Source organism: Pantoea graminicola (genome assembly GCF_048452665.1).
GTDB lineage: Bacteria > Pseudomonadota > Gammaproteobacteria > Enterobacterales > Enterobacteriaceae > Pantoea.
Window position 1 is genome coordinate 206,446 of record NZ_JBLWSJ010000004.1, and the last position, 24,722, is coordinate 231,167.

The window sequence follows — 24,722 nt, forward strand, 5'->3', positions numbered from 1 at the left end:
AGCCTGTTAATCAGGCACTGGGCTCCAGTACCAGAATCTTCACATCCACTACGTCATCTTTAATGATGGCGCGATGCGCATCCATGTGCGGCATCTGCTGATGCTGCTCCAGATGGCGCAGGGTTTCCCACTGTTCCAGCATAAAAATGGAGTCTGGCGAGTTCTGCTTCCACGGCACCTGCGCCTGATGGTCCAGCAGCGCGTCATACTGATGGCAGCCCTCTTCCGCCAGGACCTGCGGGATCAGCTTTTTCACCGCATCCAGCACAGCCTGACGGCGACCGGGTTTAACACAAAGTTCAGCAACGACTGTTAACATTCGCGAATTCCTCTTTCATGGGAGAATAGGGAGTAGCCCCCCATCATCTTACGCAAAAACGCGGCTCAGATGGGTCCGATAAGCGGCGATATCGCGCGGCACGTCCGGTGCTTTAATCACATCGTTACAGATAAAGGTCGGCAGTGCTTCCATACCCAGGAACTGGTTGGCTTTATGGAAGTGCAGATAGAGCCCGTCGACGCCGACGCCTTCAAAGAACTGTTCAGGATCGGTAAAGGCCTGCAGCGGCGCGTTCCAGGTCAGTGACAGCATATACTTTTTGCCCTGTAACAGACCGCCGGAACCATACTTCTTCGCGGCATCGGCGCGGGTGCGGCCATCGCTGGCATAGAGTGAGCCGTGACCTTCCGTAAAGACTTCATCGATGTAACGCTTCACCGTCCAGGGTTCGCCCATCCACCAGCCGGGCATCTGATAAATCACAACGTCGCTGTCGAGATACTTCTGCACTTCGTCGGCGATGACATAGTCGCTGTCGGCAACCGTGACCGACACGTTATGCCCCATGTCCCGCAGCTGGCTGGCGGCCACGTCGGTCAGGGTGTGGTTCAGTTCGCCTTTGGAGTGGGCAAAGGTTTTGCCGCCATCGATAATTAAAATGTTGCTCATGAATCGTCTGCCTCGTTTTCTGAATATGCGCTCAGCTTACGCGCGCAGAGGCCAGAGAAAAATGGGAGGATGATCACAACACTTTTGCTTTGGCAGCAATAATGCGCCGCTTTATGGCACCATCGACGGGCAAACTCACTCTGAAAAAATCAAAAATGAAAAAAATTATCTTCTCGTTGCTGCTGGTCAGCGGGGTTGTCCAGGCTCAGTCGCATCTCGATACTATTCTCACCACTAAAACGCTGAAGGTCTGCACCACCGGGGATTACAAACCCTACAGCTTTCTGCGGCCCGATGGTCAGTATGAAGGGCTGGATATCAGCATGGCGAATGCGCTGGCGACCTCGCTTGGCGCAAAAGTGGAGTGGGTGCCCACCAGCTGGAAAAGCCTGATGCCGGACTTTCTGGCAAAGCAGTGCGACATTGCCGTCGGGGGGATCTCCGTGACCCTGAAGCGTCAGCAGACCGCCTGGTTCGCCCAACCGCTGGACGTGGACGGCAAGATCCCGCTGGTGCGCTGCGCCGATAAAGCCCGTTATCAGACGATTGAGCAGCTGAACCGGCCCGGCGTGCGGCTGATTGAACCGGCTGGCGGCACCAACGAAGCCTTTGTACACAGCCATCTGCCTGACGCCACGCTGACGCTGTTCCACGATAACGTTACCATCTTCCAGCAGCTGGTGGATAACAAGGCGGACGTGATGATCACCGATGCCTCTGAGGCGCGTTACCAGCAGCAGCACTATCCGTCGCTGTGTGCGATCAACCCCGACAAACCGCTGCAGTATGGCGAGAAGGCGTACATGATCCCGCGGGACGACATCAGCTGGAAACTCTATGTCGATCAGTGGCTGCATCTCAGCACCGCCACCGGCGAATATGGCGGGATTGCCCGGCAGTGGATGGGAGCTAAGTCCTGAGTCACCGCCCGGGCGTGACGCGGCGTCAGCCGCGCTCAAGCGGGCGTTGCGTCGGCGGGTAAAATCCGGCTGGCGCAGGGCCTGATCTCCCGCGCTTCCCCTGTGACTAACACCAGCGAATAAGGTACTATCCTCGCCAAACCACCGCCGGGTGTCCCGCCGTTGTGGGCCACGATGTGAGGATGAGAAATTAATGAGCGAACTGACTCAGGATGGTGCAGAGCGTCTTGCCCTGCATACATTCACCGAGAATGCGTACCTGAAATATTCGATGTACGTCATTATGGACCGCGCGCTGCCTTATATTGGTGACGGATTAAAGCCGGTTCAGCGACGTATCGTCTACGCCATGTCCGAACTGGGGCTTAACGCCAGCGCAAAATTCAAAAAGTCGGCGCGTACCGTGGGTGACGTGCTGGGTAAATACCACCCGCACGGCGACAGCGCCTGCTATGAAGCGATGGTGCTGATGGCACAGCCGTTCTCCTACCGTTATCCGCTGGTCGACGGCCAGGGAAACTGGGGGGCACCGGACGATCCCAAGTCATTTGCGGCGATGCGTTACACCGAATCCCGTCTGTCAAAATATGCCGAGCTGCTGCTGGGTGAGCTGGGTCAGGGCACGGTCGACTATCAGCTGAACTTCGACGGCACCCTGCAGGAGCCGAAGATGCTGCCGGCGCGCCTGCCCAATATCCTGCTGAACGGCACTACGGGCATTGCCGTCGGGATGGCGACCGATATTCCGCCGCATAACCTGCGCGAAGTGGCGCAGGCGGCCATTGCGCTGATCGACTCCCCGAAAACCACGCTGGATCAGCTGCTCGATATCGTTCAGGGGCCGGATTACCCGACCGAGGCGGAGATCATTACGCCGCGTGACGAAATCCGCAAACTCTACCAGAGCGGTCGCGGCTCCATCCGTCAGCGCGCGGTCTGGAAAAAAGAGGAGGGCGAGGTTGTTATTACCGCGCTGCCTTATCAGGTGTCGGGCGCGCGCGTGCTGGAGCAGATTGCCAGCCAGATGCGCAATAAAAAGCTGCCAATGGTCGAGGATCTGCGCGATGAGTCGGATCATGAGAACCCGACCCGTCTGGTGATCGTCCCGCGCTCCAACCGCGTCGATCTCGATCAGGTGATGAATCATCTGTTTGCCACTACCGATCTGGAGAAGAGCTACCGCGTTAACCTCAACATGATCGGGCTGGACAACCGTCCGGCGGTGAAAAATCTGCATGAGATCCTGACCGAATGGCTGGTGTTCCGCCGTGAAACGGTCAAACGCCGGCTTAATTACCGGCTGGAACGCGTGCTGCGCCGCCTGCATATCCTTGAAGGTCTGCTGGTCGCGTTCCTGAATATCGATGAGGTTATCGAGATAATCCGTACAGAGGATGAGCCGAAGCCGGTGCTGATGTCGCGCTTTGGTATCAGCGAAACCCAGGCCGAATCGATCCTCGAACTGAAGTTGCGCCACCTGGCAAAACTGGAAGAGATGAAGATCCGCGGCGAGCAGGCGGATCTGGAAAAAGAGCGCGATCAGCTGCAGGCGACGCTGGCCTCTGAACGCAAGATGAATACCCTGCTGAAGAAAGAGCTGCAGGCTGACAGTGCCAGCTACGGCGACGATCGTCGCTCACCACTCTGCGAGCGCGAAGAAGCCAAAGCCCTGAGCGAAACAGAGCTGGTGCCGTCTGAACCGGTCACTATTGTGCTCTCCCAGATGGGCTGGGTGCGCAGCGCCAAGGGTCACGATATCGATCCGGCCGGGCTCAGTTACAAAGCGGGCGACAGCTATCTGGCGGCCGCACGCGGCAAGAGCAATCAGCCGGTGGCCTTTATCGACTCCACCGGCCGCAGCTACACGCTGGATCCGACCTCGCTGCCGTCGGCGCGCGGGCAGGGCGAGCCGCTGACCGGCAAGCTGACGCCACCGCCGGGCGCGGTAGTTGAACAGGTGCTGATGGAGCCGGACGACCAGCGTCTGCTGATGGCCTCCGATGCGGGTTACGGCTTTATCTGTACCTTCAGCGATCTGGTGTCGCGCAACCGTGCCGGTAAGGCGCTGCTGACGCTGCCGGAAAATGCCCGGGTGATGACGCCGATGGCGGTGCATCACGAAGATGACATGCTGCTGGCGATCACCCAGGCGGGACGGATGCTGATGTTCCCGGTCGGTGAGCTGCCGCAGATGTCGAAAGGCAAGGGCAACAAAATCATCTCGATCCCGTCGGCGGAAGCGGCTGCCGGTCAGGATAAACTGGCCTGGCTGATGATCCTGCCACCGGGCAGTGCCATCACGCTCCATGTCGGCAAACGTAAAATGTTGCTGCGCAGTGAAGAACTCCAGAAATTCCGCGCCGATCGCGGACGTCGCGGCACGCTGTTGCCGCGCGGCCTGCAAAAAATCGATCGTGTAGAACTGGATGCGCCCGCGCGTCCGGCAAGCCCGGATAGCGAAGCGTAAACTACCCGGCTGACCCTGCGTCAGCCGTGGCTCAATGAGGGAACTATGTTACTGATTCTGCGTACCATTATCGTCGTCATCTATTCGATCGCCATCTGTATCTTTGGCTCTGTCTGGTGTCTTTTCTCGCCGCGCGACCCGCGTCACGTTGCCCGGTTTGGTCATCTGTTTGGCAAACTGTCGACGGTGTTCGGCCTTAAAGTGGAGCTGCGCAAGCCGGAAGGCGCGGAGAAATATGGCAACGCGATCTACATTGCGAACCATCAGAACAACTATGACATGGTGACTGCGGCTAAAATTGTGCAGCCATCGACGGTGACGGTGGGTAAAAAGAGCCTGCTGTGGGTGCCGTTTTTCGGCCTGCTCTACTGGCTGACCGGTAACCTGCTGATCGACCGCGATGACCGCGCCAAAGCGCGTGGTACCATCGGCGAGCTGGTCGATCAGTTCAATCGCAAGCGCATCTCCATCTGGATGTTCCCGGAAGGGACGCGCAGCCGTGGCCGTGGCCTGCTGCCGTTTAAAACCGGTGCCTTCCATGCGGCGGTGGCGGCAGGGGTGCCGATCATTCCGATTGTGGTCTCTAACACCCACGGCAAGGTCAACCTGAACCGCCTGAAGAACGGGCTGGTGATCGTGGAGATGCTGCCACCGGTTGACGTAAAGGCGTTTGAATCCTCATCGGTGCGTAAGCTGGCTACCCACTGTCGCGAACTGATGGCGGCGAAGCTGGAAGAGCTGAACGCCGAAGTCGCAGAACGCGAAAAAAACGGAAAAATCTGACCGGCGACTCCTTCGCCGAACTATCCTGCATGGATGCCCACGGTGAGCCCGCGCTGGCTCGCCGTGAACGCAGCACAGCAAAAACAGATCAATAAAAACAGGGTCGGCGCTTAGCGCCACGCGTAAAGGGTCAGAAGTTTTATGTCTTTCAGCAGACGTCAGTTCATCCAGCTTTCTGCTGGCGTGGCGCTCAGCGCCACGGTTATGCCCCGTGCGGCCCAGGCCGCCTCATCCGCCAGCGGCGACACGCCGCTTCCCGTTCCGCCGCTGCTGGAGTCCCGTCGCGGCCAGCCGCTGTTTCTCACGATGCAGCGCAGTCACTGGTCGTTCAACGGCGATAACAACAAGGTGCCGGTGTGGGGCATTAACGGTCTCTACCTTGGCCCGACTGTGCGGGTCTACAGCGGTGATGACGTTAAACTTATCTACAGCAACAGGCTGAATGAGCCGGTTTCCATGACCGTCAGCGGCCTGCAACTGCCGGGCGCGCTGATGGGCGGCGCACCGCGAATGATGTCGGCGGGCGTGGACTGGTCGCCGGTGCTGCCGATCCGTCAGGCGGCCGCGACCTGCTGGTATCATGCGAACACCCCAAACCGCATGGCACCGCACATCTACAACGGTCTGGCAGGAATGTGGCTGGTGGAAGATGAGGTCAGCAAACAGCTGCCGCTGCCGAAGCACTACGGCGTGGATGACTTCCCGATCATCATTCAGGACAAACGCCTCGATAACTTTGCGACGCCGGTGTATGACCCGCCACAGGATGGCGGCTTCCTGGGTGACACGCTGCTGGTCAATGGCGTGCGCAATCCGTTCGTCGAGGTCTCGCGCGGCTGGGTTCGTCTGCGTCTGCTGAACGCGTCGAATGCGCGCCGCTACGAGATGGTGCTCAGCGACAACCGGCCGTTTATGGTGATTGCCAGCGACCAGGGTTATCTGCCTGCACCGGTGGCGGTGCAGCGTCTCTCTCTGGCACCGGGCGAACGCCGCGAAGTACTGGTCGATATGTCGCAGGGCGACGAAGTCTCGATCACCGCAGGCACGGCGGCGGGCATTATGGATCGGCTGCGCGGCTTCTTTGAGCCCTCATCCATTCTGACCTCGACCCTGATCCTGACCCTGCGGCCCACCGGTCTGCTGCCGCTGGTGACCGATAATCTGCCGATGCGGCTGCTGGCCGATCAGATTCTGGATGGCACGGCGGTTCGCACGCGGGAGTTCCGTATCGGTGACAGCATGCCGGGCATCAACGGCGCGGTATGGGATATGAACCGCATCGACACCACGACCCAGCAGGGCACCTTCGAACGCTGGATCCTGCACGCTGACCGGCCCCAGTCGCTGCATATTCAGGGCGTGATGTTCCTGATCAAAAGCGTCAATGGCGCACAGCCGATGGGCGAAGATCGCGGCTGGAAAGATACGGTGTGGGTTGATGGCAGCGTGGAGCTGCTGGTGAGCTTCCCGCAGAGTTCGTCCGACCACTTCCCGTTCGTCTACTACAGTCAGACGCTGGAGCTGGCGGATCGCGGAACCGCAGGTCAACTGGTGGTTCAGCCCACTGCATAAGCGCGCGGTCAGGCCGGATAACCCGCCTGACCGCGTTTTTCACCCGCCGCCGGTGACCAGACGGCGGATATGATTACCCTGAAACTGCGTCTCAGTTAAAGGTTTCCGGGTCTGGCCCCAGACGGTTGCCGCTGTCCAGCTTCGATATCTCACTCATTTCATGCGTATCCAGACGGAAATCGAAGACCTTAAAGTTCTCTTCGATACGCGCTGGCGTCACGGACTTCGGAATCACCACCAGGCCGCTGTCCAGATGCCAGCGGATCACGATCTGCGCCGGGGTTTTGCCATATTTCTTCGCCAGAGATTTGATGATCTCCTGATCGAATACCCCTTTACCGCCCTGAGCCAGCGGACTCCAGGATTCGGTCTGGATCTGATGCAGCGCGTTCCAGGCGTGCAGGGTGCGCTGCTGCAGCATCGGGTGCAGCTCAATCTGGTTCACGACCGGCGTCACGCCGGTTTCATCCAGCAGTCGCTTCAGGTGCGCCTCGTGGAAGTTACAGACGCCGATGCTTTTAGTCAGACCCTGCTGCTGCAGTTCAATCATCTTCTTCCAGGCGTCAACGTAGTGATCTTTTTCCGGGCACGGCCAGTGCATCAGATAGAGATCCACCTGCTCCAGTTTTAGTTTCTCCAGACTGGTTTCCATCGCCTGCTGAACGTTCTGCTGATCGTCGTTCCACAGTTTGGTGGTCACGAAAATCTCTTCACGCGGCACATCGGTCTCCTGCAGTGCCTGACCAATCGCCTCTTCGTTTTTGTAGGCGGCGGCGGTATCGATTGAGCGATAGCCGACCTCAAGCGCTTTCAGCACCGCATGGCGCGCATCTTCGATACTGGCCTGCCACACGCCGAGTCCCAGTTGCGGCATCATATTGCCATCGCGCAGTTTGATAATGGGCTGGTCTGCCATAGTTGCTCCTTTCCGTTGCGGTTAACCCGTGAGATTTCACTGTGCTTAAGTCTAGCCAACAATTGTCAGCCTGCTCAGCTCAGGCAACATCTGCCGCCCCGGGTTATGCCTGATCCCGTCAACTTCTTGCCTGATTCTCCAGACCGCTGGCGATTCAGGCACAGTCACGGCACACTGAATTTTTGTCCGAAAAGGAGTCACTATGGCGCACGATGCACTGTGTCACCGGCTGGCACAGCAGGTAGTTACCTTAATGACGCACGGTCATGACCGTCTCTGTCCGGTTGAAAATGTGTCGCTGATTTATGCGAACCAATATCGTCCCCGCACGCCGATGATGTATCAGCCCGGCATCGTGATCCTGTTTCAGGGCAGCAAAACCGGCTATCTCGGCAGCACTACCTTCCAGTATGACGCCAGCAAATACCTGATGCTGACGGTGCCGCTGCCGGTAGAGTGCGAAACCTGGGCCTCGCCGGATGTCCCGATTGCCGGGCTCTGTCTGAACGTCGATACCGCCAGCCTGCAGGATCTGCTGATTGAAATCGGTGATGACGACCAGTTCCAGCCGCAGCCGCTGACCTCCGGTATTCACTCGGCGTGGCTGACGGAACCGATGCTGTGTGCCGCCGAACGGCTGCTCGATGTCATGACTCAGCCGCGCGATGCGCGGGTACTGGGGCCGCACATCGTCCGGGAGATTATCTACTATGTGCTGACCGGCCCGATCGGCGGGGCGCTGCTCTCACTGGTCAGCAGACAGACGCAGTTCAGCCTGATTGCGCGTGCGCTGCGACGGATTGAGAATCACTATGCGGAAAACCTCAGCGTGGATGCGCTGGCGGCCGAGGTAAACATGAGCGTTTCCGCCTTTCACCACAACTTCAAGGCGGTCACGCAGACCTCGCCGTTGCAGTATCTCAAGCGCTATCGCCTGCATCAGGCGCGCCTGCTGATGCTGCATGATGGGCTGAAGGCGAGCGCGGCGGCGGTGAGGGTTGGCTACGAAAGCCCGTCCCAGTTCTCGCGGGAATTTAAACGTTATTTTGGCGTGACGCCGGGGGAGGAGGTCAGCCGGGTCAGGCAGACGGTTGCGGATCCGTCCGCCTGAGCAGCGGCGGACCCGGAGGCAACGGGCGCGTCAGGCCCGTTTCTGCCGACGCTTCTTCCAGATGACCAGAATGCTGCCGGAGAGGCCAAGCACCAGCAGCACCATCGGCAGGACCATCAGGATTGCCATCACCTGATCTTCGTGGCGCTTGATAAACGGTACCTGGCTGATGCCATAGCCAAAGGCCACTACAATTCCGACCCACAGCACGCCGCTCAGCCAGTTAAACAGCTGGAAGCGACCATTCTGCAGGCCGGAAATCCCGGCCATGGTTGGCAGAATGGTGCGGACAAACGCGAGAAAACGGCCAACCAGCAGCGCCATCAGGCCATGTCGGTTGAACATATTCCAGGCGCGCTGGTGATACTGCGCGGGCAGATGCATCAGCCAGCTCTTTACCAGCCGGGTATTGCCCAGCCAGCGCCCCTGCAGATAACTCAGCCAGCAGCCCAGACTGGCGGCTGTCGTCAGGATCACCATCGTTGGCACAAAATCCATTACCCCTTTTGCCACCATCGCGCCTGCCAGCAGGAGCAGGCTGTCGCCTGGCAGAAACGAGGCGGGTAACAGACCATTTTCCAGAAACAGCGTCAGGAACATCACGCCGTACACCACCCACACCACATCCGGGTTCGCCAGCGCGGCAAAATCCTGATGCCAGAGCGCCTGGACTATCTCGTGTAAAACACCCATTAGCTATTCCATCACGTCACAAGGAACTATCCGTCGGCATCCAGATTACACAGTTAATGCACGAGTGACCTGAACGATGCGGGATAAATTTTAACAACAAAAGTGCGATTGCCCGGCAGACTCTGCGGACAGCCGCCATCGGTTTAGCATCCGTTTACGCTTTGTTTAACTGACTCAGCGCGTCAGACGCGAAAATCCCGCCTCCAGGTCAGCCAGCAGGTCATCAACGTGCTCCAGGCCGATGTGCAGTCGAACCAGGGTTCCTGTGAAATCCACACCGCCCGCCGGACGAATAGCGGCCAGCTCTTCGGGCTGATTCGCCAGAATCAGCGACTCATAGCCACCCCAGGAGTAAGCCATGCTGAAATGATGGAAGTGGTCGAGATATTCCGCCAGCTGGGCGTCACTCAATCTTTCCTGCAGGATAAAGGAGAACAGGCCGCTGCTGCCGTTAAAATCGCGCTGCCAGTACGCATGCCCCTTGCTTTGCGCCAGCGCCGGATGGTTGACCCGCGCCACTTCCGGACGCGCCGCCAGCCACGTCGCCACCTGCAGGGCGCTCTCTTCATGCTGACGCAGACGGGTGCCCAGGGTGCGCAGACCGCGACTCGCCATGTAGGCGGTGTCGGCATCGACCATCTGACCCATCAGATAGGAGTTCTCGCGCAGCTGATCGATACAGCGTGCATTGGCTACGGCGGTGCCGATCATCGCATCGCTGTGGCCAATCAGATATTTGGTGCCGGCCTGAATGGAGATATCGACGCCGTGCGCCAGAGCATTAAATAAAATCCCGGCTGCCCAGGTATTGTCGAGCATGATGATCGCGTCGGGTGCGCGGGCGCGAACGGCCGCGACGATCGCCGGGATATCCTGCACTTCCATGGTGATGGAGGCGGGCGACTCAAGGAAAACCACCCGGGTGTTAGGCTGCACAAGCTCAGCGATTTCGCTGCCCATAGTGTGATCGAACCAGCCCGTCGACACCTGCATTTTCGCCAGAATCTTTGTGCAGAAGTCCTGCGTCGGTTCATAGACCGCGCCGCTCATCAGCACATGATCGCCAGCTTCCACAAAGGCCAGAATCGCGTTCGCCACCGCTGCCGCGCCACAGGGGTAGAGCACGCAGCCTGCGCCCCCTTCCAGCTCGGTCATCGCATCCTGCAGCGCAAAGTGGGTGAGGGTGCCCCGGCGGCCATAAAAGAGTTCGCCTTTTGCCCGGCCTGCGGTGGCGCGTTTTTTCTCCGCAACGCTATCGAAAACCAGCGAGGAGGCGCGCTGAATGACTGCATTCACCGAACCCTGGGTATAACGCTTACTGCGTCCTGCGCTAACGAGCGTGGTATCAATTTTTCTGGTGGTCATGAGTCGCCTTTGCCGCTTCTGACTAAGCCCTCACGTTATCATGAAACGACCAGCAGGGTTGAGACTCAATGGCGATTATAAGAGTGCGTCGCAGCATAAAAAAACGGGCCCGCGAACGGGCCGCTTTTATTGTGCTACATCACGCCCATCAGGTGGGGTAACCAGAGTGAAATGGCAGGGATATAGGTAATCAGCATCAGCACCAGGAACAGCATGCCGTAGAAGGGCAGCATCTCGCTGACCACCTGTTCAATCTTCTGCTTACTTACCGCGCTGGCCACAAACAGCACCGTGCCGACCGGCGGCGTAATCAGCCCGATCCCCAGGTTGGTCAGCATGATCATGCCGAAGTGAACCGGATCGATGCCCAGCGCGGTCGCTACCGGCAGCAGCACCGGGGTCAGGATCAGGATCAGCGGTGCCATATCCATCAGCGTTCCCACCACCAGCAACAGGATGTTGATGCACATCAGAATCACATATTTGTTATCGGAGAGGCTGGTGAAGGCTTCTGTAATCAGGGTCGGCAGCTGCATAAAGGTCATGACCGCCCCGAAGCCTGCCGCAAAGGCGATCAGCACCATAACGATGGTGACGGTTTTAATGGTGCGGAACAGCAGGATGTGCAGCTGCCGCCATTTGAAATCGCGGTAGATAAACATCGTCACAAAGAAGGCCCAGAGACAGGCGATGGCGGCAGATTCCGAGGCGGTAAAGATGCCGGAGAGGATGCCCCCCATGATGATCACCACGGTAAACAGCCCCCAGAACGCATCGAAGAAGATCTTCAGCGCCTGACGAAACGGGATCCGTTCACCTTTGGGGTAGCCGCGTTTACGGGCAAAGCCCAGACACATCACCATAAGGCAGGCCGCCAGCAGCAGGCCAGGGAAAATCCCGGCAACAAACAGGGAGGAAATAGTCACCATGCCGCCCGTCGCCAGTGAATAGATGACCGAGTTATGACTGGGGGGCGTCAGCACCGCCTGCACCGAGCCGCTGGCGGTGACGGCGGCGGCAAAATCCCGTGGATAGCCTTTCTCCTCCATCTGCGGGATCATCACCGAGCCAATCGAGGCGGTATCCGCTACCGATGAACCGGAGATCGCGCCAAAGAAGGTCGAGGCGACGATATTCACCAGGGAGAGCCCGCCGCGAATAAAGCCGACAAAGATATAGGCGAAGTTGACCAGCCGCCGGGCAATGCCGCCCTCTGCCATAATCGCGCCAGCCAGAATAAAGAACGGGATGGTCAGCAGCGAAAACTTGTTGATGCCGTTAGTCACCTGAATCACCACCGCCTCCAGCGGCAGATCGATCCACCACGCCCCGATAAAGGCGCTGAGGCCGACGGCGAAGGCGACCGGAAAGCCCACCATCAGCAATACCAGCAAACTGCCTATCAGAATCAATGCATCCATTTTTCTGCTCCGCGTTAGTGGGTGCCGCCCAGCGAGACGATCGGCCGCTGGCTCTGATCGCCGTTCAGCAATCGCTCAATGACAAACAGCAGGGTAAAGATCGCGCCGATCGGGATCGGCAGGTAGATCTCGCCGTATGTTATCGCGGGCAGTGCCGCGAGACTCTGCCCCCACATCGCTTCACACAGGCTGTAGCTGGCCTGAAAGATCACCAGGCAGGTGACGATCATCAGCAAATCGCTGACGCGCAGCATCAGGCGCTGTCCGGCGGGTGACAGGCGATCGGTGATCATCGACACGCAGATATGGGTTCCGGCGCGCAGGCCCACCGGTGCGCCGATAAACGTAAAAATGATCATGCAGATAATGGCGACCGGTTCCGGCCAGGAGAGGGCACTGTTCATCACGTAACGGGCGAAGATCCCAATCGGGATCACCGTCACCATGATCAGCAGCGCCACAGCGGCCACCAGCATACAGAGCAGATAAAGCCCATCCATCAGACGCGTATAAGCAGTCATAATTGATACCTGATTAAGCACGCCACACGGCAGTGTGGCGCCGGGATTATTTCACCTCAGCGATCCGGGTCATCAGATCCTGATATTTGCCGCCAAACTGATCGCGCACCGGCTGCGTCGCTTTAACGAAATAGTCGCGGTCGGTCTGCTGGAACGTGACGCCGCCCGCCTTCATCTTCGCGATCGAGTCGTCGGTGTAGGTCGCCCAGAGCTGGCGCTCTTCATCCTGCGCCTCTTTACCGAGCTTCTTCAGCAGCGCCTGATCGTCGGGCTTCAGGCGATCCCAGGCGCGTTTTGAATAGAGGATCATCTCCGGCTGAATAAAGTGGCCGCTGAGGGTGTAATACTTCGCCACCGGCAGATAGTTGTGGGCCACAAAGGTCGGGGGGTTGTTCTCGGTGCCATCGACCACGCCGGTCTGCATGGCGCTGAACACTTCACTGACGCCCATCGCCACCGGGTTTGCGCCCATCGCTTTCAGCGTTGCCAGCGAGATGGCGCTGTTCTGCACCCGGATCTTCATCCCTTTGAGATCCCCGGGCTGCGCGAGGGGCTTTTTGGTGATCATGTTGCGCTCACCGGCGTCGGTCCAGCCGAGAAAGACCATGCGGGCGTTGGGATCGTTATCGAACCGGCTGGCGATCTCGCGACCTATCTCACCATCCAGAACCTTGTGCATGTGGTCAACGTCGCGAAAAATATAGGGCAGCGTCAGCACGCTGGTTTCCGGGGCAATCGAGGTCACCGGTGCCAGCGAAACGCGGATCATATCGATGGCGCCGAGCTGCACCTGTTGCAGCGTCTGGTCTTCATCACCCAGCACACCACCGGCATAGATCTTCATCTCCAGCCGTCCGTCGGTAGCCTGTTTCAGTTTGTCACCCATATGCTGCAGAGCGACCACCGTCGGATAGCCCGCGGGCTGCACTTCGGCAACTTTAATGACCTGTGCCTGGGCGGCAGCGCTCATCATCATCACCGCCAGGGCAGTCGCCAGGCCTGTTTTTGTCATTCTCATTATATTGTCTCCCGCAGAGGTAGGACGGCCCGGGATTGGGGCAAACCGGAGAGGGCCGTGAGGAGCCAGCATAGTGAAAACCGGCCTGAGTAAAATGCAGCGATGCTGATTGAATGAATTCCATCACATTTTGAAACGTTGTTTTAATAAATTTTCATGCAACTTCACATTTTAGAAACATCCGGGCATATGTCCTCTGAAAGCGGTCGCAGACAGCGCCGTCGCCCGACGGCTGTTTGTAAATACTAATGAGAACTACTATCAATTCGGCACCAGTTTGCTATTATTTGCGCTTGTTTTGCATCCCTGAATCAGAAGTTGGAGAAGCAGCGTGGTAGCCAGTGAGTTGATGCAAACGGACCTCTCCGTTTGGGGCATGTATCAACATGCCGATATCGTGGTAAAGGTGGTTATGATTGGCCTGTTGCTGGCCTCTGTCGTAACCTGGGCGATCTTCTTCGGCAAATATGCCGAACTCAGCGCGGCGAAGCGTCGCCTGAAGCGCGAGCAGCAGGCGCTGGGCGAAGCCCGCACTCTCAATGACGCCGCCCGCATCGCCCGGTCGTTTACCGGTCACAGCCACAGCGCGGTGCTGCTGAACGATGCGCAGAACGAACTTGCGCTGTCGGCGGGTGTGGAAGACACCAACGGCATCAAAGACCGCACCAGCTTCCGCCTGGAGCGCCGCGTCGCAGCTTTCAGCCGCCACGCCGGACGCGGCAACGGTTTCCTGGCCACCATCGGTTCGGTGGCGCCGTTCGTAGGGCTGTTCGGCACCGTCTGGGGCATCATGAACAGTTTTATCGGCATCGCAAAAACCCAGACCACCAACCTTGCCGTGGTCGCGCCAGGCATCGCCGAAGCGCTGCTGGCGACCGCGGTCGGCCTGGTGGCGGCTATTCCGGCGGTGGTGATCTACAACGTGTTTGCCCGCATGATCGCTAACTATAAAGCCTCGCTGGGCGATGTGGCCGCTCAGGTCATGCTGCTGCAAAGCCGTGATATCGACCTCGGCACCGTTGCCCCGGATGTTCCGCGTCCCGCCACCGCTCAGAAACTGCGGTTAGGGTAAGCACCGATGGCAATGCGATTAAACGACGACCTGGAGACACAGGGTGAAATGCACGAGATCAACGTGACGCCGTTTATCGACGTTATGCTGGTCCTGCTGATCATCTTTATGGTGGCCGCGCCTCTGGCGACGGTCGACGTGCGGGTCAATCTGCCCGCATCAACCAGCGCGCCGCAGCCACGACCGGAAAAGCCGGTCTACCTGTCGATCAAGGCGGATAAGCAGCTTTATGTCGGCAACGACCGCGTGACGTCCGATTCGCTGGTGAACGTACTGACCAGCCAGACCCAGGGTAATAAAGAGACCACCATCTTTTTCCAGGCAGATAAGTCGGTGGACTATGAAACGCTGATGAGCGTGATGGATAAGCTGCGCACCGCGGGCTACCTGAAAATCGGTCTGATGGGTATGGAAACCGTGAAGAAATAGCGGGTTATCCGTCCGCTGAACAGGGCGACGGCTTCCGTCGCCTTTTTTTATGGCTGCGCGCCAGCCACACAAAATCAGGCCAACCGACGATCGCACCGATCGGTTATGCTGGCTGAGCTGAATTGTTAATTTGTTGTTACCTATGTACATAGTTTTGTAAAGTGCAATGGTGAGCCTGGTCACATTATTCCTGACGCAGGCAGGCTAAAACGGCTAAAAAACAACAGGAAGCCGTTATGAGTCACACCCCGTCTTTACAAAAACCACCCAAAAGTGCCGCCCGAACGATCTTTAACGTCACCAGTGGTAACTTCCTGGAGATGTACGATTTCATGGTCTTTGGCTACTACGCGACCGCGATAGCCAAAACCTTCTTCCCTGGCGATGATCCCTTTGCCTCCCTGATGCTGACCCTGATGACCTTTGGCGCGGGCTTCCTGATGCGCCCGCTGGGGGCGATCGTTCTGGGTGCCTACATCGACCATCATGGCCGTCGCAAAGGATTGCTGCTGACGCTGAGCCTGATGGCAATCGGCACGCTGACCATCGCGCTGGTGCCAGGCTACGCGACCCTGGGCGCGGCGGCACCGATCCTGATTCTGCTGGGGCGACTGCTGCAGGGCTTCTCGGCGGGTGTTGAGCTGGGCGGCGTGTCGGTCTATCTGGCGGAAGTGGCCCCCAAAGGGCGCAAAGGCTTTTTCGTCAGCTGGCAGTCGGGCAGTCAGCAGATTGCGGTGATCTTCGCTGCGCTGCTGGGGCTGATGCTGAACCACCTGCTGGCGAAAGAGGCAGTCACGGAGTGGGGCTGGCGCATCCCGTTTGTGGTCGGCTGTCTGATTGTGCCGTTCCTGTTCTATATCCGCCGGATGCTGGAGGAGACCGAAGCATTCAGCAAACGCAAACACCACCCGAGCATGACGGAAATCATGCGGTCGGTGGCGAGCAACTGGGCGCTGGTGCTGGCGGGGATGCTGATGGTGGTCACCACCACGGTGATGTTCTACATGATCACTGCGTTTACCCCTACCTTTGGCAAAACTGTGCTGATGATGAGCGACAGGCAGGCGTTTATGGTGACGCTCTGCGTCGGCCTCTCAAACCTTTTCTGGCTGCCGCTGATGGGGGCGCTGTCCGATCGCGTCGGACGCCGCCCGCTGCTGATCGTCTTTACGCTGCTGATGATTGTCACCACCTGGCCGGTGCTGCACTGGATGGTGGGCTCGGCCAGTTTCGCCCATCTGCTGGAAGCGGAGCTGTGGCTGTCGTTCCTCTACGCCAGCTATAATGGCGCGATGGTGGTCTATCTGGCGGAAATTATGCCTGCCGAGGTGCGTGCTGCCGGTTTCTCAATGGCTTACAGCCTGGCAACGGCGCTGTTTGGCGGCTTCACCCCGGCCATCTCCAGCTATCTGATCCACGCCACCGGTGATAAGGCGATGCCGGGCGTCTGGCTGACCTTTGCGGCCGTCTGCGGGCTGATCGGCACGCTGCTGATTGGCCGGATGGTGAAGCAGTATCAGCTGCGTCACCGCACCGCACCGGTCAGCGCCTCGCTCTAAAACGACAAATCGACCACCACGCTGTCGCTGTAGTTTCCGGCTGGCGGCGTGCTCTGCGAAGTCAGGATGCGCGCGGTGTAGTTATAGCCGCGCGTCAGTCCATCCGCTGACACCGCCGAGGAGATCGTACTGCTCCAGCGTTCCGTTCCTGCCGACCCCCAGCGATTGCTGCTGGATCCTTTATAGATCTCATAGCTCAGACGATTAGCCCCGCTGGCCATATTTCGCACGCTGCCCACCGGATAACTGCCATTGCTCAGTCCGACCGTATAGGTGCTGCCTTTGCTGCACAGGACATTAATGGTCTGCGTAACGGCGGAGAAACTGCCGACCAGCGGCGCACTGCCAAAGCTGATATTGGGCGAGGTAATCGTCGTACAGTCATTGGTGAGGATGGCGGTGAGGTTGATCGGGATGACGCCGCTGCCGTTCTGTTCGCTTAAGCAGAGCCCCCCTATCGCGATGCTGGTGCAGATGCGGTACGTCACCGCCATATTCAGCGTCACCTGATATGTCCCGGCGGCCACCACCTGGCCGGGCACCGTTCGCAGATAGACCGGAATGGCAAAGTTCAGGCTGCCCAGCAACCCCGCCAGGTTGATCAGGGTCTGGGATCCATAGACGAACGGCGTGCCGCCAATCGTCAGTTCGCTGGCGCAGGCTGAGTCGGTACAGAGCCGGACCGGCACATTGTCGCTGCCGGTGTCACCGCTGCGCTTTAATATCCCGCGCGTGCCGTTACTGTTGGTCGCGCCCGTCAGCTGAAAGGTGATCTGGTTATTGCCCAGCAGCGACACGGCGGACCCTGACCCGCAGTTGACGTTGGCATTGGTGGTCACTGAACTGATGGTGGTGTTCGCCACAAAGGTAGAGACCGATCCGAAGCTGGCGCTGGAGGCGGGCAGGGAACAGGCGGCGTAGCCCAGCGAGGGCAGCAGCAGCAGGCCAGCCAGTAGCAGAGATCTCATCATGGTTGCGCTCCGTAGAGAGGATCAGCGGAAGTGGCGCTGCCTGTCGCCGGGGGCGGCAGCGCACAGGTCAGGGGACCGTAGGTTTTCAGCGCCTGCGGCTGACCGCTGGCGATGCGCAGTTCGGTTTCACAGCGGCGACCGTCGGGCGTCAGCACCGCAATCGGGTTACTGGCGGTGAGATTTTCCATCCAGACGAGTCCATCCCAGCCGACATATTCGGTGGGACGGCCGGGACGCAGCACCTGGCTGGAGACCGGCAGCGGCTGCCTCCGGCTGTCGAGCAGGATCACACTGGCCGAGCGCAGCTTCTCTACCGGGAAATCGAGCAGGTAGCCGCTCTGGCGTTTCACCGCGAAGCGCTGCTCCACCCGAGGGGGCGTCATATCGGCGGGCAGATCGAGCGTGTCAATATCATAGCGGGCCGGGTAGTAGCTGCTGATGGCGGGCACCAGCAGGTAGCCCTGCTGACTGGTGCGGCCCATCGGCTGATTTTCGTAGCGGACGGTCACGTCGGGGTAGCGGGTTTTCACCAGCACAAAGGCGTCATTGATCGCATTAGCGGCAAAGAGATGATTGTCCATCAGCACCAGCGCGCCGGAGAGATCGGCCCACTGCGTCAGGTTTTCATTGTCGCCGTAGAAGCCCGCCGAAGTGTCGATCTGATTGTTGCGATAGCGCAGGCTGCCCTGACGATAGTCACCGCTGTTACCGCTCTGATTCGCCCAGCCCGCATCCCAGGCAATGCCGCCGTCGCTGGGCATGGCGCGGGAAGCATAGAGGCGCTGGCTGTCGCGGCCGCGCTGATCGCGTTCGGTGCTGATCGCGGCGCTGCCCTGTTCGCCAAACGGGATCACCAGCGAAATAGCGCCGGTCCAGCTCTTCTCCTGCTGATCGCGGCTGGCGGAGACATAGAGGCTGCTGTTGCCCCAGAGGTTTTTGCTCCAGGAGAGGTTCCACAGCCGGGTGCGATCGCCCTGGCCGTCCGTGATATCGATAAAGGCGGCCCCCACGCTGCCAAAGCGGTTCAGTGAGACGCTGGCACTGTACTGCGCGCTGCGGCGCGACAGCGCGTAGCGGCGGCTGTCCGGCAGGCCTCCGGCACGACTGCCGACCAGTGCCAGGTTGCCGAACGTGCTGCTGCGCTGGATCTGCTGCGTGCCGAGGTTGAACCAGCGATTGTTGTACTGGTATCCCCAGCTATATTGTCTGCCGTTGTCGCCCTCAAGCTGGCTCTGGGCTACCGCACCGTTGACCACGCCCCAGCTGCCAACGCGCAGCTGCCCGCCGACGCCACCCATCGCCAGGCTTTTGCTGCCTTCGGCGTGGCTCTCCAGCGTCAGCCAGTCGGTCATGCCGTATCGCCAGGATCCGCTGGCGGCGGCAGCACCATAATCGAAGTTGCGGATACCGTAGTTTTGGCGGATCGCGCCTGCAGAGAGCGCGTAGTCAGACAGTCCCGGCTTCAGCAGACTACTGGAGACATAAAACGGCATGGTGGTGGTGACGCGACGTCCCACCGCGTCGGTGGTAGTGATCACGGCGTCACCCGCGCCGTTAACAAAGGGCACATTGGTCATCGACCAGGGGCCTGGCTGCACATTTGCCTGGCTGGATCGATAGCCGTTAATAAAAAGATCGACGGTAGAGGGCACGGCGGCCTGGCCGGAGAAGGCGGGCAGCGGATAGGTCACCAGATCGGGGCGGACACTGAAGTCGCGGCCCACCTGCAGGCCGCCGAGCCGCACGCTGCTGCTCCACGCCAGCGAGTCGGTGACCAGGTCGCCGACCCGCCAGCTCATCGCCGTGTTCTCATCGTCGCGACTCCACCAGCTGTCATAACGGATATAGCCATCGTCCTGATAGGTGGTCTGGCCTTCGAGCTGCTGCAGCCAGACGCCATTGCTGGAGAGGTGTCCGGCCTCCCCGAACAGGCGCAGCTCATTCCAGAGCGAGAGGCGGGTGCCGCTGTTGTCGGTGCGGCTGGCGTAGAGATCGTAGTTAATCAGTGCGCCGCGGCTGGTGCGTCCAGGATAGCGTGGCCCGTTTTTCGCCTCGCCGATCACCTGACCCGGCAGCCACGCGGGCGGCACGGTGAGCAGCAGCCGCTGCCGTGCCGCGTCATACTCCACCTTTACCGCCTGCAGGCTGCTGACATCGACCAGCGCCTCAGCGCCCAGCTTCTCCGCTGGCAAACCGGCACGCTGCAGATCGCCACTGCGCAGCCGGAAATGTCCGTCGCGCTGCTCGACCGGCACGATTTTGCCGTTGGCCTGCTGGTTAACCACCAGCTCCAGCATATATTGCTGCGCGTCGCCCTGGCTCTGCAGGCTGGGCGGCGGCGGCAGGGCGGAGTAAGTCTCCGCCCGCAGCGCGTCGGGCGCGGCGGTGCAGAGGAGGCTGGCGACCGCCAGCGCACAGGGATGCAGGGAGAAAGATCGCATTCAGCGCTTACTTCTGAGCCGCGCTACGCCACTGCTTTTTATTCACTTCTGCGCTGAGTTCACCACTGACCGGTGAGCTGAGGGGCCAGCGGTGATTGCTCTCCGCCAGCACGTAACCATAGAGGCCTTCTCCCAGTCGGCGACCGCCAATCGTCACATTGCTCAGCCGGGCATGGCCGTTGCCGCTGTTCGTCAGCTGAAGCCAGCGCCTGCCGCCCTCGCTGACCTGCTGCCAGCGCAGCGCCGGGCGCACGCTGTCGGCGGTGACGCCCTGACCATACACAAACAGCGGCACCGAGTAGCGCATCTGGAAAGTCAGCCCGGCCTGGTTTTCACCGGGATTGCGCGGCGTCGGGATCTCATCCAGTACCACCCGATAGGCCCGCTCTTTACCGGCCGCAGGCGCGGTCTGTTTGATCAGCCTCACCAGCTGTTTCTGACCCGGCTCCATCCGCACCATCGGTGGACTGGCGACCACCTCCTGCTGGGTCTGATACTGCTCCTGGCCATTAATCTGCTGCCAGCTGAAGATCCGGACCTGCATCATGGTGGTGCTGTTTCCGCGATTCTCCAGCCAGAGTTCGCTGGCTTTCTCCTCGGGATTGATGGCGGGGTCGATGGGCCAGATCATCACCGAGTTAGCGGCAAAGGCCGGTGAGAGCAGGCCGGAACTCAGCAGTAACAGCAGGGCGCGCAGTGGCTTCATGTGCATATCCTTATTTTATTGCCTCACCAGCTCAGGGTGACGGTCAGCGTGTCGGTATAGACGCCCGCGCGTGCAGTGCCGGGAAGTTTCAGCTGGCCGTAGATCGGCAGCGTAATGTTGCTGGCATTGCTGTAGCTCAGTGGCACCGACTGATTAACCGGGATCACCGAGGTGCGGCTGGCGTCACTAAAGAGCGTATAGGGAACGGTACTGCTGAAACCGGGCAGCTTCAGGTTGCGGGTGGTGGTGAAATTACTGCCCTGATTGATGCTCAAGTTCAGCGTGGTGCCCGGCGTACAGGCCAGGTTAATGGAGGTGCTCTGCACAAAGCTGGCGTTGACGGTATTGGCTGACACGCCAGATTGCGAACCGAAATCAAGCGCACCGAAAACGCCGGTGTTGGTGCCGGAGATCACGCAGCCTGCCACAATCGACGCGGTGACCTGGAAGGTGCTGGTCGGCAGACCCCAGGCGCGGAGGCTGCCTGTCAGCAGCGTCAGGCCACACGCGATCGTCAGGCAGGCTCGCCAGAGAACCACCTTTTCTGTCCTGCAGCAGCAGTTAATAGTTCACGGCGACGTTGATCGTATCGGTGTAAGTACCGGCAGGGATCAGCGGATTAAAACCACCGCCCACCACCCGGCCGTAGATGGCGTAGTTGGTGCCCAGCGTCGGATCGGAGGTGCCGCTGGCCGCGATCGGCGTATTGTTCGCGATTGCGGTCGTAAAAGAGGCGTCACTGTAGAGGGTATAGGCGATGCCCTGCGCATTGTTCGATCCCAGCAGCAGATAGCGGGGGGAGGCAGAGGCAGTACCGTAAATCGTGGCGGGTGCCGCATTGCTGCTGGTCACCACTACGTTGTAGTCCTGACCGGTAGTGCAGCGCACAAAAATACCGTTACCCGCCGCGCCGACAAGGGTGGCATTCAGGGTATCAAAGGTGGCTGCGCTGCTGCCGAAGTTCAGGGTACCGAAGTTAACACCGGCTGTAGCGGACTGGCCATTGACCAGGCACCCGGTGGTCAGTGTCAGGGTGGCGTTGATCGTTCCCGAGGTCGTCGCCGCCTGGGTTAATGCGGGAAGGGCGACAGTAAACCCTGCAGCGGCAATAAGAAAAAGCTTGAGTTTCATAATATTTCCTTACGGATTATCGAGAGTCAGTGCTTTTTCACCCGGTGTTAATTAATAATTCAACCCAAAAAAAGGAAATAAAAACAGCAGAGCGGTCGGCGCCGCAGTCATAAGAAAAATCTTAGGCTTAAGAGTGATGATTTATATCAGTTTTACTTACTATAGATCAGTTAAAGCGTTCCGCGAAGCACGGGCTTTTATTTTTCCCTAATCTAATGCGCGTCCTGGCCGATAACCCAGTAACAGCAAGGCGTAAAGCGAGACGGCAAAACGAAATTGCCCGCTATTTTTGGCCGCTGGCACGCTTTCTGCTTCGGTGATATGTTCCTGTACCAATCAGACAAAATAACGTTTTACCGGCTGGCACCGCTGGCGGGTAATAAGATGCAGCATAGAGAAAGCCTGCGTCTGCGGGCACGTTTGGCCGGAACTTAAGAACCAAAAATACCGGCATTTATCTGCTTTCACCCGTTGGGTGCTTTTTTAATGACTTTTAAAGACTGTACACAGCACCCGTTTTTCCACGGGTGGTGAGGAGTTATCTATGTTGCCTGTCACCTGGGATAGCGTTCTGATCTGCGTTTCGCTGCTCGTGGCCTTTATTGCCTCTTTTACTGCGCTGGATACCGCCGGACGCGTAGCGGTTTCCCGTGGCTGGCGCGCCCGGTTCTGGCTGCTGGTGGGCGGAACCACTATGGGCATCGGCGTCTGGGCGATGCATTTTATCGGTATGCTGGCGATGATGATGCCTATGACGATGCGCTACGACATCCGGCTGACGATCTTCTCGCTGCTGGTGGCGATCCTGACGTCGATGCTGGCCTTTGGTCAGACGGTGGGTGGGCTGCATCTTACCCGACAGCGACTGCTGCGCGGCAGCCTGATCCTGGGCTCCGGGGTAGTGGTGATGCACTATCTCGGCATGTGTGCGCTGCTGGTTGAACCGCGACCCGAATGGAATGGGCTGCTGGTGGCGCTTTCGGTGCTGATTGCATTTGTCGCCTCCGGCGTGGCGCTCTGGCTGGCGTTTCATCTGCGCAAGGGCGATCACCATCTGCTGCTGATGCGGGGGCTGGCCTCGCTGGTGATGGGGATCGCGATTGCCGGTATGCACTATGTGGGCATGGCGGCGGCGACATTCAGTGACGACAGTACGATGCAGGCGCACGGTCTCAGTAATCCGGGGCTGGCGGTGTGGGTGACGCTGATTACGCTCTCGATTCTGGGGATCACGCTGCTCTGCTCGATGCTGGATGCGCAGATGCGCGCCGCCCGGCTGGCGACGCGACTCAGGCAGGCGAACAAGGAGCTGCGGCAGCTGGCGCTGCATGACAACCTGACCGCGCTGCCCAATCGGGTCATGCTGGAGCAGCAGCTCGATCAGGCGATCAAAAAAGCGATGCTTAACGGGCATCGCATTGCCGTGATCTATATGGATCTTGACGGCTTCAAGGCCGTGAATGACACCTGGGGTCATCACGTCGGCGATCGGCTGCTGATGGCGGTTGCGGAACGGCTGCGCAGCCAGCTCAGCGAGACGATGCTGCTGGCGCGTCTGGGCGGTGATGAATTTGTGCTGATGGTTAAGGGATGCGATATCAGCGTGGCCTGCCAGCTGGCGCAAAGACTGGTAAACGTGATCGGCGCGCCGTTTGAATTTGACCGCTATGTCCTGCACGTTTCGCTCAGCGCGGGCATTGCGATCTTTCCCCTGCACGGCCGCAATCGTCAGGAGCTGATGTTTAACGCCGACGCGGCGATGTACCACACTAAACACAGCGGGCGCAACGGCTGGTGCCTGTTTGAGCTGGCTATGAGCGCCGCAACGCAGCATCAGCTGGAGCTGACCAACGACCTCTGGGAGGCGCTGGATCGCCAGCAGATGCGCCTGTTCTATCAGCCGAAATTTCGTTCCGGCGGCACACGCCTGATGGGATTTGAGGCCCTGCTGCGCTGGCAGCATCCGCAGCGCGGCCTGCTGACGCCTGAGATGTTTCTGCCGCGTGCCGAAAAAACCGGGCAGATTGTGGCGCTCGGCAACTGGGTGATCGAGGAAGCCTGTCGTCAGCTCAGCATCTGGCACAACCAGGGCCACAGTGAATGGACTGTCTCGGTCAACCTCTCCGCGCTGCAGTTCCATCAGCGCGATCTGCTGTTTATCCTGACCCAGACGCTGACCCGTTATCAGTTACCGGGCTGCGCGCTGATGCTGGAGGTCACCGAAGCGATCGCGATGCGCGATCCCGCGTTCAGCCAGCAGCGTATCCGCGAACTGCAGCAGGCGGGCGTCAGCATCGCGATCGACAATTTCGGCATCGGCTATGCCAATCTGCTGCATCTGAAAGATCTGGATGCCAGCGAACTTAAGATCGATCGCAGCTTTATTAACTGCCTGCGGCCCGGCAGTGAAGATGCGACGGTGGTCAGCGCCATGCTGACGCTGGCGCAGAGTCTCAACCTGCGGATGGTGGCGGAAGGTGTCGAGACGGAAGAGCAGCAGCATCTGCTTACCAGCCTGGGCTTTGATGCGCTGCAGGGCTATCTGCTGGGCAAGCCGACGCCAGCAGACCGGGTGGAAGTGTTTGGCCTCATGGCCCGGCAACCCCCGATGGCGTCGGCGTCAGGCTGACGATAATGGACGATAACGATAGGTTTCGGCACTTACAATGAGTGGAAA

General features: G+C 59.3%; 22 protein-coding genes. 9 read left to right on the top strand and 13 right to left on the bottom strand.

What is annotated here, in order from left to right; genetic code table 11:
- Positions 1-10: 10 nt before the first annotated feature.
- Entirely contained in the window at positions 11-319 is a 309-nt protein-coding gene (locus tag ACNY69_RS11650) for a putative quinol monooxygenase (protein ID WP_111139890.1), read from the bottom strand.
- Between the two features lie 48 nt (positions 320-367).
- Positions 368-949 carry an NAD(P)H-dependent oxidoreductase gene (locus tag ACNY69_RS11655; protein ID WP_111139889.1) on the bottom strand — a complete coding sequence of 194 codons (582 nt, stop codon included), beginning with the start codon at positions 947-949 and terminating at the stop codon, positions 368-370.
- 113 nt (positions 950-1,062) lie between these two features.
- Between ACNY69_RS11655 and ACNY69_RS11660 the strand changes: the two genes are divergently transcribed.
- The 4 genes from ACNY69_RS11660 (at position 1,063) to ftsP (ending at position 6,691) form a co-directional block, all read left to right on the top strand.
- On the top strand, positions 1,063-1,869 hold the full coding sequence (locus ACNY69_RS11660) for a transporter substrate-binding domain-containing protein (RefSeq protein ID WP_418798425.1): 807 nt from the start codon (positions 1,063-1,065) through the stop codon (positions 1,867-1,869).
- A 193-nt stretch (positions 1,870-2,062) separates the two neighbouring features.
- Positions 2,063-4,336 (top strand): DNA topoisomerase IV subunit A, encoded by a 2,274-nt coding sequence (gene parC, locus ACNY69_RS11665; protein WP_111139888.1) that lies wholly within the window; start codon positions 2,063-2,065, stop codon positions 4,334-4,336.
- Positions 4,337-4,381: 45 nt separating this feature from the next.
- Positions 4,382-5,119, top strand: a complete 738-nt coding sequence (locus ACNY69_RS11670) for a 1-acylglycerol-3-phosphate O-acyltransferase (protein ID WP_111139887.1) — start codon at positions 4,382-4,384, stop codon at positions 5,117-5,119.
- A gap of 141 nt (positions 5,120-5,260) precedes the next feature.
- Complete coding sequence (gene ftsP, locus ACNY69_RS11675; protein WP_111139886.1) at positions 5,261-6,691, top strand: cell division protein FtsP; 1,431 nt, start codon at positions 5,261-5,263, stop codon at positions 6,689-6,691.
- Positions 6,692-6,782: 91 nt separating this feature from the next.
- Here ftsP and dkgA read toward each other — a convergent pair whose 3' ends face one another.
- Entirely contained in the window at positions 6,783-7,607 is an 825-nt protein-coding gene (dkgA, locus tag ACNY69_RS11680; protein WP_418798429.1) for a 2,5-didehydrogluconate reductase DkgA, read from the bottom strand.
- 202 nt (positions 7,608-7,809) lie between these two features.
- On the opposite strand from dkgA, the gene ACNY69_RS11685 reads away from it, so the two are divergent.
- Entirely contained in the window at positions 7,810-8,718 is a 909-nt protein-coding gene (locus ACNY69_RS11685) for an AraC family transcriptional regulator (protein WP_367395828.1), read from the top strand.
- A gap of 30 nt (positions 8,719-8,748) precedes the next feature.
- Here the strand turns inward: ACNY69_RS11685 and ACNY69_RS11690 are convergent, their stop codons facing one another.
- From ACNY69_RS11690 to ACNY69_RS11710, 5 genes are all read right to left on the bottom strand, one after another.
- Entirely contained in the window at positions 8,749-9,411 is a 663-nt protein-coding gene (locus ACNY69_RS11690; RefSeq protein WP_111139883.1) for a DedA family protein, read from the bottom strand.
- A gap of 174 nt (positions 9,412-9,585) precedes the next feature.
- Positions 9,586-10,776, bottom strand: a complete 1,191-nt coding sequence (gene metC, locus ACNY69_RS11695; protein WP_418798432.1) for a cystathionine beta-lyase — start codon at positions 10,774-10,776, stop codon at positions 9,586-9,588.
- A gap of 134 nt (positions 10,777-10,910) precedes the next feature.
- Positions 10,911-12,197 carry a TRAP transporter large permease gene (locus ACNY69_RS11700; RefSeq protein WP_111139881.1) on the bottom strand — a complete coding sequence of 429 codons (1,287 nt, stop codon included), beginning with the start codon at positions 12,195-12,197 and terminating at the stop codon, positions 10,911-10,913.
- Between the two features lie 14 nt (positions 12,198-12,211).
- Complete coding sequence (locus ACNY69_RS11705) at positions 12,212-12,718, bottom strand: TRAP transporter small permease (RefSeq protein ID WP_111139880.1); 507 nt, start codon at positions 12,716-12,718, stop codon at positions 12,212-12,214.
- A gap of 46 nt (positions 12,719-12,764) precedes the next feature.
- Positions 12,765-13,736, bottom strand: a complete 972-nt coding sequence (locus tag ACNY69_RS11710) for a TRAP transporter substrate-binding protein (protein WP_111139879.1) — start codon at positions 13,734-13,736, stop codon at positions 12,765-12,767.
- Between the two features lie 349 nt (positions 13,737-14,085).
- On the opposite strand from ACNY69_RS11710, the gene exbB reads away from it, so the two are divergent.
- The 3 genes from exbB to tcuC all read left to right on the top strand — a co-directional run bounded on the left by exbB (position 14,086) and on the right by tcuC (position 16,796).
- Positions 14,086-14,808, top strand: coding sequence for a tol-pal system-associated acyl-CoA thioesterase (exbB, locus tag ACNY69_RS11715; RefSeq protein WP_293774552.1), 723 nt, complete (start codon positions 14,086-14,088; stop codon positions 14,806-14,808).
- A gap of 6 nt (positions 14,809-14,814) precedes the next feature.
- A complete protein-coding gene (gene exbD, locus ACNY69_RS11720) occupies positions 14,815-15,237 on the top strand; it encodes a TonB system transport protein ExbD (protein ID WP_418798436.1) in 423 nt (140 codons plus the stop codon).
- 236 nt (positions 15,238-15,473) lie between these two features.
- Positions 15,474-16,796, top strand: a complete 1,323-nt coding sequence (tcuC, locus tag ACNY69_RS11725; protein ID WP_111139876.1) for an MFS transporter — start codon at positions 15,474-15,476, stop codon at positions 16,794-16,796.
- Here the strand turns inward: tcuC and ACNY69_RS11730 are convergent.
- From ACNY69_RS11730 to ACNY69_RS11750, 5 genes are read right to left on the bottom strand one after another with little or no spacing between them, the layout of a single operon-like run.
- Positions 16,793-17,767 carry a Csu type fimbrial protein gene (locus ACNY69_RS11730; protein ID WP_367395827.1) on the bottom strand — a complete coding sequence of 325 codons (975 nt, stop codon included), beginning with the start codon at positions 17,765-17,767 and terminating at the stop codon, positions 16,793-16,795. The two genes, tcuC and ACNY69_RS11730, sit on opposite strands and share 4 nt — an antisense overlap.
- The gene (locus ACNY69_RS11735; RefSeq protein WP_418798438.1) at positions 17,764-20,208 is read right to left on the bottom strand and encodes a fimbria/pilus outer membrane usher protein; all 2,445 of its coding nucleotides are present in this window, start codon (positions 20,206-20,208) and stop codon (positions 17,764-17,766) included. Before ACNY69_RS11735 ends, ACNY69_RS11730 begins: the two co-directional genes overlap by 4 nt.
- Before the next feature lie 7 nt (positions 20,209-20,215).
- Positions 20,216-20,914, bottom strand: coding sequence for a fimbrial biogenesis chaperone (locus ACNY69_RS11740; RefSeq protein WP_418798441.1), 699 nt, complete (start codon positions 20,912-20,914; stop codon positions 20,216-20,218).
- A 23-nt stretch (positions 20,915-20,937) separates the two neighbouring features.
- Positions 20,938-21,453 (bottom strand): Csu type fimbrial protein, encoded by a 516-nt coding sequence (locus ACNY69_RS11745; RefSeq protein ID WP_418798444.1) that lies wholly within the window; start codon positions 21,451-21,453, stop codon positions 20,938-20,940.
- 22 nt (positions 21,454-21,475) lie between these two features.
- Positions 21,476-22,045, bottom strand: coding sequence for a spore coat protein U domain-containing protein (locus ACNY69_RS11750; protein ID WP_111139871.1), 570 nt, complete (start codon positions 22,043-22,045; stop codon positions 21,476-21,478).
- Between the two features lie 544 nt (positions 22,046-22,589).
- Between ACNY69_RS11750 and ACNY69_RS11755 the strand changes: the two genes are divergently transcribed.
- Positions 22,590-24,674 carry a putative bifunctional diguanylate cyclase/phosphodiesterase gene (locus ACNY69_RS11755; RefSeq protein WP_418798446.1) on the top strand — a complete coding sequence of 695 codons (2,085 nt, stop codon included), beginning with the start codon at positions 22,590-22,592 and terminating at the stop codon, positions 24,672-24,674.
- Positions 24,675-24,722: the final 48 nt, after the last annotated feature.